The sequence below is a fragment of the Sporosarcina sp. Y1011 genome (assembly GCF_057669885.1).
In genome coordinates this window covers 18,170-28,341 of the sequence record NZ_JBYHFP010000027.1, presented here as the reverse complement: position 1 = coordinate 28,341, position 10,172 = coordinate 18,170, and the positions used below count along the sequence as shown (strand labels likewise).

At 35.6% G+C, this 10,172-nt stretch carries 13 protein-coding genes; 3 read left to right on the top strand and 10 right to left on the bottom strand.

The window, feature by feature from the left end:
• Positions 1-74: 74 nt before the first annotated feature.
• From AC25Y5_RS18135 to AC25Y5_RS18095, 9 genes are all read right to left on the bottom strand, one after another.
• Positions 75-875 (bottom strand): lipid II flippase Amj family protein, encoded by an 801-nt coding sequence (locus tag AC25Y5_RS18135; RefSeq protein WP_488141511.1) that lies wholly within the window; start codon positions 873-875, stop codon positions 75-77.
• A 191-nt stretch (positions 876-1,066) separates the two neighbouring features.
• Positions 1,067-1,558: a hypothetical protein gene (locus tag AC25Y5_RS18130; protein ID WP_488141510.1), complete on the bottom strand. Its 492-nt coding sequence runs from the start codon at positions 1,556-1,558 to the stop codon at positions 1,067-1,069.
• Between the two features lie 191 nt (positions 1,559-1,749).
• On the bottom strand, positions 1,750-2,049 hold the full coding sequence (locus AC25Y5_RS18125; protein ID WP_488141509.1) for a hypothetical protein: 300 nt from the start codon (positions 2,047-2,049) through the stop codon (positions 1,750-1,752).
• A 14-nt stretch (positions 2,050-2,063) separates the two neighbouring features.
• Entirely contained in the window at positions 2,064-2,357 is a 294-nt protein-coding gene (locus AC25Y5_RS18120) for a hypothetical protein (protein WP_488141508.1), read from the bottom strand.
• Positions 2,358-2,986: 629 nt separating this feature from the next.
• Positions 2,987-3,136 carry a hypothetical protein gene (locus AC25Y5_RS18115; RefSeq protein WP_488141507.1) on the bottom strand — a complete coding sequence of 50 codons (150 nt, stop codon included), beginning with the start codon at positions 3,134-3,136 and terminating at the stop codon, positions 2,987-2,989.
• A 3-nt stretch (positions 3,137-3,139) separates the two neighbouring features.
• Positions 3,140-3,334: a hypothetical protein gene (locus AC25Y5_RS18110; protein ID WP_488141506.1), complete on the bottom strand. Its 195-nt coding sequence runs from the start codon at positions 3,332-3,334 to the stop codon at positions 3,140-3,142.
• 214 nt (positions 3,335-3,548) lie between these two features.
• Positions 3,549-3,989 carry a hypothetical protein gene (locus AC25Y5_RS18105; protein ID WP_488141505.1) on the bottom strand — a complete coding sequence of 147 codons (441 nt, stop codon included), beginning with the start codon at positions 3,987-3,989 and terminating at the stop codon, positions 3,549-3,551.
• Between the two features lie 229 nt (positions 3,990-4,218).
• On the bottom strand, positions 4,219-4,452 hold the full coding sequence (locus AC25Y5_RS18100; RefSeq protein ID WP_488141504.1) for a hypothetical protein: 234 nt from the start codon (positions 4,450-4,452) through the stop codon (positions 4,219-4,221).
• A gap of 102 nt (positions 4,453-4,554) precedes the next feature.
• On the bottom strand, positions 4,555-4,866 hold the full coding sequence (locus tag AC25Y5_RS18095; RefSeq protein WP_488141503.1) for a hypothetical protein: 312 nt from the start codon (positions 4,864-4,866) through the stop codon (positions 4,555-4,557).
• Between the two features lie 1,020 nt (positions 4,867-5,886).
• Between AC25Y5_RS18095 and AC25Y5_RS18090 the strand changes: the two genes are divergently transcribed.
• Positions 5,887-6,120, top strand: coding sequence for a hypothetical protein (locus tag AC25Y5_RS18090; protein ID WP_488141502.1), 234 nt, complete (start codon positions 5,887-5,889; stop codon positions 6,118-6,120).
• A 159-nt stretch (positions 6,121-6,279) separates the two neighbouring features.
• Here the strand turns inward: AC25Y5_RS18090 and AC25Y5_RS18085 are convergent, their stop codons facing one another.
• Complete coding sequence (locus tag AC25Y5_RS18085; RefSeq protein ID WP_488141501.1) at positions 6,280-7,122, bottom strand: aminoglycoside 6-adenylyltransferase; 843 nt, start codon at positions 7,120-7,122, stop codon at positions 6,280-6,282.
• A gap of 304 nt (positions 7,123-7,426) precedes the next feature.
• Here AC25Y5_RS18085 and AC25Y5_RS18080 point away from each other — a divergent pair, with 304 nt between their 5' ends.
• Together AC25Y5_RS18080 and AC25Y5_RS18075 are read left to right on the top strand one after the other, a co-directional pair.
• Positions 7,427-8,527: a metallophosphoesterase family protein gene (locus tag AC25Y5_RS18080; RefSeq protein ID WP_488141500.1), complete on the top strand. Its 1,101-nt coding sequence runs from the start codon at positions 7,427-7,429 to the stop codon at positions 8,525-8,527.
• 342 nt (positions 8,528-8,869) lie between these two features.
• Entirely contained in the window at positions 8,870-10,018 is a 1,149-nt protein-coding gene (locus AC25Y5_RS18075) for an ArgE/DapE family deacylase (protein WP_488141499.1), read from the top strand.
• Positions 10,019-10,172: the final 154 nt, after the last annotated feature.

The following is a 10,172-nucleotide window of genomic DNA, read 5'->3' as shown; positions in this document are numbered from 1 at the left end:
AATAAGGTCAACCAGTAAAAACTGGTTAACCTTATAATACGAAGCACCCGTTAGTTGAACAACCTCGATAATTATTAAATCATAAATTTTGTAAACCATGCTACATATTTAGCACCAGGTATAAATAATACCTGTGCAAGTAAAGTTCCAAATAGTCTTGAAGCAATCATCATTAAAGAAATGCTCTTTAGTGTAAGGTAGCTTCCCCTTTGATTAACTACATCGTCAGCAAGAACAGAAATTTTTGGGTCAATAAATATTACAAGAAGAATAGTGGCAACACCATTTATAAGTCCAGATGCCATAATGGCTGTTGAAGCTCTATCCGGTTCCAATAATGATGCGTACAAGGCAGATAGTACCCCGATTGTATATATTGCAGTGATTATCATATTTACAAAAAATAATTTAAGAGGAATTTCTTTTATCCTAATATCTTTCAAATAACTTAGCTTAGGTAAACTAAAATGCTTTATTCCACGCCTTATATATTCAATGGATATTCCCTTTTTAACTAAACTAGGAATTGAACCTCTTTCTTCTGATAAATGGATTATAGCTCTTGAAAATAATGCAATAAAAGTGGGTAGTAAAAGGATACCAACTAATGTCCCAAATGTTGAAGCGCTTATAAGAATTCTATATTGGCTTTCTACAAATTCTAAAGCATTTTCAGTAGGTGCCGTATCAATTAGGCTTCCAGTAAAAGGCTGCTGCATCATATTAGCTAGTCTTGAAATGATAACCATTAAATTAAATAGGGATAGAGCAGAAGCTATCAATCTCACCCTTGCACCCGATAACCTAACAGCATAAGCGAGGGTTTCTATTGAGTGAATTACAAAAATATAAACAATAATTTTTCCGATATAAATTCCAAATAAATTCCCCTACTTTAGCTTTTTGTAATTACCTAATAATACCACATAATTTAATGCTGTCGTGTTCAACTAAACTGCCTCTTTAGTTGAATAAGAAAAGGGTGCTTAACCCCTAATTGATGTAATGCACCCGTTACTGGAGTAACAATTTTAAATTATTTCAACGAAAAAATAAAGCGATACTTTTAAGTATTTTGCTCAATTGTTTCTTCTACGTAAGTAAGAAATTTACTGTATTCGGAGTTCCCTTTCAAAAATCGTGATACCACATTCAAAGGCAATATCACTATATCGCTCTTTTTAGAATAAAGAACACACTGTGTTTTGGTATTACTATACGCTTCATCAAAATTGGGAGAATAATTGTATACAGAATCAGACTCATACCAGTAAAGGTCTTGCCTAATATTATTTTTGATAACCTCACCAATATATGCACCTATACGAATCGCTAAATTGTCAAAGTGCTTATTTAAGTGTTCATTACCAAACTCCGTATTCATTAATCTTTTTGTATACATATCAATATAACGAACGCTCTCAATAGTGAAGTCTAAATTTCTTTTAGTAAGGTTCTCTTTATCCCAGGAATCATCCGAAACATCCTGATACATTAATTTTGCAATGCCTTTTAAATCTTCCTTTTTTAATTTTGCTCTATTTAAGAAACCAAACATAAGATGGGATTTCTCCTTTATCAATTGTCTATGAGTACAGCTATGCTAATTATATCTCTTATTGAACTAAACTGCCCCTTTAGTGAAAGATCATCTCCGCTAATACAGAGGAGTAAAAGGTTGCATTTATGTGGGTATTCGATGAAAAAAGATAGAGCAAGCAGCATAAGCCACCTACTCTATCCTAAGAATTATTTAATTTGAATTTTTAAGTCGCCAACTTGAATATACCATTTGCCTTCAGCAAATTTCGCTTTAGATACTTCATATACATCAACAGCAGTTACACTGATATCTGGATTCAAATCAGACATGACTTTAGAGTTGTCAATCTCTTTTTCAGTCATGATAACAATCTTCTCATTTTCATCAGAGATATCATCATTCCCCTTTTCATTATCTGATTTAATCATCTTAAATACATTCCAATCCTCATTCACAGCTGCAGATGCATTCATAATCAATGCCTTCCTATCTGCATCATTCATCATTCATCATTCATCATTCAATCATTTCCTTTTAATTTGTTAAGCATCATCGCAAATTTCATCATTTCAAGTCCACTATCACCATACGTTTCTTTCATTTCATTAAGAGTGTCTCCCGTATCACACTCAATGCCGATTAGATTTTTCTCCATGTCTTCAAATCCGACAATCATAGGCTTCAATATATCTCGATTAAAATCATTCATTGTCATTAATCCATTTCCCACCATTAAATTTTCCAGATTATCAATTCTCGTAACAACCGCATCCAATATCTCTTTCATTTCTACCTTTTTTATGTTTACTGTCATTATTAATAATCCCCTTTTAGTTTTATAGTTTTTACTACTCCGCATGTTTGAACTGAGTATCAGTTATTTTGCAATCTCTTTTAAGAGTAATATTTTCCAGCAAATAAAAGGATGTTTAATTACAATCCGGTAACAAACTGGTAACAAATCGCCTATAATGTATACTAATTTAATTATTGATGAGACAATTCCTTTAGAACAAGTCATTGTTCATGCCATAAATTGGAGGTGACTGATGTTTGTAATCATACGAAACAATGATGGTGAAACAGAGATCTTAAAGGACTCCAGCACCGAGTCGAACAAAACCTTTGCTGATTTCTGCACAGCAGATTTGTTAAAGCAACAACTGAATCAAAATGTAATTCCTTCCAAACATTGGACTGTTTCTGAAACTACAATAAGTAGTAACAAGCGCTTAGCTACTTTGCGTTAATCTTGGATGTTTATTGACCGGATCATTCGCTAATACTGTTGCTATATCACAAGGTGACTGTGATAAAGACTGCTGTTTTTTTTAATCAGTGGTCTTTTTTTGTTATCTCCTTCGTCGTTTGTGTCTACTATTTCATACTCCCATCCCATCTTCCACACGGAACAACAACCGCATCCTGTGTCAGTGGCTTTTATCACATCATCACACCAATAGCTCTATATACAGCAACGACAGCCACAATCATGCCACTCATCAGCCATCGATCCCCAAAACGTTTTCCGCTATCAGCCTTAAATCGCTCATATACTTCTTCCAATTCGATTTCCATTTTTGCTACTTTCATTTGTTAGTTTCTGTTTAATTGTTCAATCTCATATAGGATGCTTCCTAAGTCTTCTTCAAATCCATACATAAAGCGTTTTGCTAAGCCGTTAAACAATGATGACGTAGCTTTAATAGCAGCTACATATGATGCTCGATATACAATGCCTTCTAATTCCTTTTCAGTCAAAACTACAATGCAATCATTCTTTTCACTCATCATCTCAGCCCCATTTGTTTTTGATCCAGATTAGAAATTTGTAATACCGGATAGCGCATTCAAGATAAAGCATCCTTGTCCTCATTGTTTATTTACCCTCTTCTCGTTGCCATAAAGCTTCCATTTCTGTAATTCACAATTAATATTCACGAATTTTCTGTTCTGGTGTCAGCTCATAGTTTTTCGTTGTCAATCTCCCTTTTTGTAATTATCGTTATCTTTCGCTATCAGGGACAATCTCCCATACACTTCCAGTCGTTGTCATTCGTAGAGATGTATGTTTCTTAGGTTCCGCATCCTTTCTCTTCTTCCTCTTTGGATGTCTGACTGACTGTATAGCTCGATATTCGTCCACACTAACAATTTTTCCGTTTGTCTTATACTCTTCTTCTTTCCTGTGATACTCTTTGACTTCAGTATTAAACCTTTTCAAATCAATTAGCTTGCCTTCTATTACTCCAATTATCTTGTTTAATGTCTGACTCTTGATAGTTCCAGTCTTGAGTCCATCATTTATATTCATCGTGTCAAAACCAGTCAAATGATTGCTTATTAAATCAAAAAGGAATGGGCTGCCTAATCTTCTTAAAATATAAACGGAAACTATCTCATTCAAGACACTCGGATTTGTTTCATCTTTATTAACTACTGCCATTATTTTAGTTAAAAGTTACAACTTAGTACCAATGATAGTTCATACACACCAGACGTAACTCCACAAAAGGCAATTCACATTTTTATTCACTCAATATAAGCACTAGTAGACATAATTACAGTTCACGGCAGTAGTTAACTCCATTACTCAATAAGAAAAAACTGCCCTGTAAAGGCAGCCGATTGTTCAACTAAAGCATCCGTTTTGAGATTTTAAATGTATTTCAGTTCTAAGAAGGTTTTACCCAAACGTTATCTCTATTATCCATTGCGATTTCTGTAACAACTCTGAATTCCTTCATCTCAGCAAGTCTCAAAGCTAAAGAATAAGCTATTTTATAATCTGGTGTGTTATAACCGTCATATAGTCTTGCATAAATTTCATTTCCTATTGAATCAGCCCATATATCTGCTTCGTATAAGCTATCGAATATAATATTCTCTCTTTTCCATCTAAGAGTCATCTTTTAACCTCCTTATATGGAAATTTTATCTTACTCTACATGTAAAACTAACAGAAGTACTATTACTAATAGTACCAAGCACCCGTTTGTTGTTTTTTGATTTCATTCTACTTTTTCTACTGTGAGGGTATTTACTTGGGCTGGAGCTGACTCCATAATCATTCCGTCATAACCTATCCTTACCTTATCGCCTATTTGAAATGTTTCATTCGGGTTTACTGCGAGATCAATGCTTATTTGTCCAAGCGTTTTTCCGTCTTCTTCGGCTGCATCAATTATTGCACTATCTCCAGTAATTCCTTGAATCGTTCCCACGAAAGTTGCTTTAACGTCTTTCTCCAGATTCTCAGAACCGCAGGCAAACAGTAGACTAGCAACTACGGTGAAACAGAATAAAATAATCTTATTTCTCATTGCCGTATTCCTCCTTTAAAACTCAGACGAGTATTTTTGAAGCAATGTTACATTTTTCGTCTTAGAAAATGGCCCGATTGTTGAACACAAGTTAAACAACACTCTTCAACTAACCCCGTTACTTTAAGAAGAAAAATACATTAATCCTTATTGAAGTAGTCGAGTAGAAGGGAACCTCTCTACCTTGCGGTAGATTGTGTTCCTCCCCCCTCACAGAACCGCGCTTGCGCTATTTACGCACACGGCTCTTCCTAGTCACCATTCACAAAATATAGCTAATCTCTTTCGCTCAGATTTTGCTAATTCTGCTATCCTTACTAGTTTTGTTTCCATTTAGTATACCTACCTCTGTGTGTAGTAAATGTGTCCCTAGTAAGGGTGATAACTTGGTAACAGCCTTTCCTCCATCGGCATTACCCAACTTCATTGGTACTACGCTGCTATCCGACTCCCTACAACGGCATTTGGTTTCCTTGCTTATTATCGCTTGTACACCATACTCTTCTATATTAAGAAAAGACCGGTAGGGTCTCCCGAGTTGCCGTATCATATCAATGTGTGACGTGCCAAGGTCTCTGACTCCAGAGAGGTTTTATCCTTCTTGCCTTTAACGATGGATAAAATGTAGCTTTCTGCTGTGCTTAAGGCATCAGCCCTCTCGATTTACTAACATTATGGAGCTCAATCCCTTCAACTAGTTGGCTTTCGGCCCGCCATCTAACTGTCTACGCTTAAAGGCTAATGTTACCATTAGCCCTCCAAGACTCGCCACGAGTGAATGGCTAGTTCTTTCTCGACGGGAATCCCACCCGCTATATGATACAACCTAGGCTCGGCCGCACAAGCACCTCGTTAGTTTAATAAGAGTCTTCGTTATTATCACTCACTTCATCCTTAATGTTCAGATAATTCATATATGGGCTACCATATATATGTTACACTTAATGGAATAGAGTACAATTTTTGGAAACCTTTAGACTTTCCTTAGTCTTCTTCCACTATTAGGGAGGAGACACTAAAATGTCAAAAGAAAGTCTAATAAAAATGTTTAAAACTCTTTGTCAGTACAACGATGTTGAGATTACACATACATTTAGTTCTAATAAACAACCAATAATGACAGTACGATGCTTAAAACATACAAGGATTATAGAGATAACCAATCTTAAAAATAATACGGTCAGGTTATCTGACAATCTTGAAGAATCAGCAGAAGCCCTACAACTTTTAATAAATGAAAATGCAATTGTTTAAACCTCTTACTTTTAAGAGGTTTTTTGTTAGTCGTTTTTTGTCAAATGCCACAAAAAAGTTCTGATACTCATCTTCAACTAAACTGCCCCGTTAGTTCAATAAATTCAACAAAAAAGGCGTACCACATTATAGAACGCCTTTCTTTTAGAATGTATTATATTAGTATGCCAATTCTATGATTTTTTTGATATGGTCTTCATTTTCTTCGATATTAACTTGCTTACTCAGATATTTATTCAGTCTAAGAATTTCTGGAACCATACTGACCATCGTTTTCATGATTTGATTAGTATTACGACCACAATCCCAATTTTCCAAAAGAGATAACTGCCAATGATTTAATTTACTTCTTTTCCCTTCAATTTTTGACCAAACACCGTATGGGCTATCTAAATGTTGTTCCATCTCCATATACCAACCAGAAACAACTAGCCATCGGACTCTATCTAAATTAGATATAGCATAATATATTTCTTCCCGCATAACTGCTCGGTAAGTTTCGTGTATAAAAGCAAGAAGTTTTCCTCTCCAAAAAACAACTTCGTCCGATGACGGTTTATAAACCTCATATGATGATTCCTTTATGACCTTGCTAATAATGTTATTTGGGTCGTAAAGAACTTTATTTCCTTTTAACCAGATTGAAGGTACAACTTCTTCAGGTGAATGATACCAGCTATCTACTTTTATAAAGGAATCATAATGGGTAACTACAACAGGTGAAGAAGGATTAAAGTCTTCGTAAAATAATACCTCTCCCCATTTTCTTGCTCTATTGCGTTTGTTTTTAATATAATCACCTTTCTTATCAGGAGTAACAATAGTATGTAAATCAATATCGGAGTAATTGTCAAAGTTCCCTCTAGCTAATGAACCCCCTTGGTAAATAGCTAAAACATTAGAATCTGATGTTAAATCTTTTAATGCATTTTCCAAGAGATTGTCACGATGTTTTGGCAATGATAAATCTCTTTCTAAATGTCTACTTACAAATCCCAACACACTAACCAACTCCTTATCTTCTTTAGAAAACCTAACAAATTAAAATATTCTATATAAGGAGATAAAAATCCTTCTTCTTAAACTAACCTGTCCCGTTAGTTGAACAAGGAATTCGATCGCTGAACGGGTTTGTATGCTACATGCACCTTAGGTAAATTAATATATTAGAATTATACAGACCTCCCCCCTTTCGCCTTAGGTCTATAACTCTATCTTTTTTTACATAAATAATATATTAAATTAATATACGTTTAATACCTGTAACTTATAATTTAACTACGTACTTAAGAAAGGAGTGTTTTTTATGAAATTAAAATCATTAACCGGAATGATCATCATTGCATTTGCTGTAATTTCAATTACAACTAGCTTCACCAATTCCTCCGTTCAAGGGAAGGCCAATGAGAATGAAAAGCTGCAATTCAACTCTGATGGTAAGTATAAGATTGTGCAGTTTAACGATATCCAGGATGACGAGGATATCGACCCCCGCACGATAGAATTGATGAACACGGTGCTTGATGAGCAGAACCCAGATTTAGCCATTTTAAATGGTGACATGCTTACTGCTGAGATTGATACAGCCGAAGAGGTGAAGCAAGCCTTGGATACCATTGCACAACCAATGGAAGATAGAGGCATCCAATGGGCAGTTACTTTCGGTAATCATGATGAAGACCATACACCGAAGACCGGAATGAACGAAGCGGATATGCTCGAAATTTATATGTCTTATGAACACAATGTAAACAAGCCGGGACCTAAGGATATTACTGGAACTGGTAACACAAATCTAGTTATCAATAACTCCAAGAATACAGATCCTGCCTTTAACATTTGGCTATTTGATAGTGGCAGATATGCCCCAGATGAAATTGCAGGACAGAATTTTGAAGGATACCAAACATGGGATTGGCTCCGCCACGATCAAGTCGAGTGGTATTATGAAACGTCAGAAAAACTGGAGCAAACAACCGGACATAAAGTTCCATCACTGGCATTCATGCATATTCCTCTACCTGAATTCGAAAATATGTGGTATGCAAGTCCATCCGACAGAACAGAAGAAAGTCATCAGAAAGCAGTAGAGAAACATAATATCGTAGGTGAAAAGAATGAATGTGTATGCACAGGTCCTTTTAACAGCGGTATGTTTGCAGCTATGCTGGAAAGAGGCGACGTGAAAGGTGTCTTCTCTGGTCATGACCATATCAATACATTTGTTGGTGACTATTATGGAATCAAATTGGGCTACGCAGGAAGTGTTGGGTTTGGATCCTATGGCCTTGGCGGCGAGGAAAACGACAGGCTGCGCGGTGCACGGGTATTCAACCTAGATGAAAATGTGGAAGATGTACTTATTGACACAAAAATGATTTTCGCTGAGGACTATGGGATACAATAAACTGTCAATTGCTTGGTAGAAAAATATTATTAGCTAAGCCACCTTTTATAAATTTGGGTGGTTTTTTATATGCTTCCCTCTAATAAAGTGACAGACATCCTGACTATAAAGACTAACATGCGGCTTCAGCATTCCTTATTCCACTAAACTTCCCCGTTAGTTCAATAAAAAAAAGAGTTCCCTAAGAAGCTCCTGTTGTTCGACTAAAGCTACCCGTTAGTTGAAGAAGAAAAGTAAAGTTTATTCAATTCAAGCCCCCTTTGAATCCTTGAATGTCTTTTGGGTAAAATACAGTTGTATTCTCATTGAGGATAGACAGACAAAACTTTGGAGGGATTTAGTATGAAACATTTTACAGAAGAAGAAAAAATAAAGATTTTATCTGAAATTATAGCGATTAAATCTATTAATGAAAACGAAATCGAAGTGGCAAATTACTTGAAAGACTTATTTGCTGAATACGGCATTGTATCTAAAATTGTTCCAGTTACAGACACTCGAGTTAACTTAGTGGCTGAAATTGGAAGCGGGAGTCCAGTCATTGGTGTTTCTGGTCATATGGATGTCGTTTCTCCTGGTGATGAAAGCGAGTGGACTTCAGATCCGTTCACATTGACAGAAAGAGACGGAAAATTATACGGACGTGGAACAAATGACATGAAAGCAGGTTTAGTAAACCTAGCTTTAGTGATGATTGAACTCAAAGAAAATAATGAACAAAAAAATGGTACTGTCCGTTTTATGGCAACGACTGGTGAAGAAGTCGGTGGCGCAGGTTCTAAGAAATTATACGAGGAAGGCTATATGGATGATGTAGATTACCTATGGGTAGCTGAACCTTCTCATGACACGATTATTTACTCTCACAAAGGATCACTTAACTTGCGAGTAACGTCTATTGGTGAAGCAGCGCACAGTTCTATGCCTGACCAAGGTTATAACGCGATTAATCCATTGATGGAATATCTATTAGAAGTAGACAAAAAGTTGAATGGTGATGATCGTAAAAATGAAGTTCTAGATAAATTGGTTATGAGTACAACTATTTTTAATGCTGGGAACCAAGTAAACTCAGTTCCAGAAAAAGCAGTAGCTGAAATAAACGTGCGTACTATTCCAGAATTTGATAACGATGAAGTGATTGACTTATTCAACGCAACAGCTAACAAATACAATAAAGAAGGCTCTGATATTGATGTTGAAGTGACGATGTCATTACCAAGTGTTTTCACTTCAGGACACTCTGAAATGGTTGATCTTGCTAAAGAACTCGGTAAAAAACATTTAGGCTTAGAAATTTCTGTTAAAGGTTCGCCAGGGGTGACGGATGCATCAAACTTATTACGAGGGAAAGATGAAAACTTCCCATTCATGATGTTTGGTCCAGGCGAAACAAAAATGGCACACAAAACGGATGAATATGTCTACAAAGACTACTACTTTGCATTCTTTGATATCTATAAAGAGTTAATTTTAGGATTATCGAAATAAAAAGAGATTTTTTAAACAATAAAGAGGTGACTACCATTTTTGGTGGTCATCTCTTTTTGCTTTGTTTTTTATTTAACACTCAAGATGAACATAAATAATTAAATCTAGGTGTTGTTCAACAATCTGGCCCGATTAATTGAACACAAGTTAAACA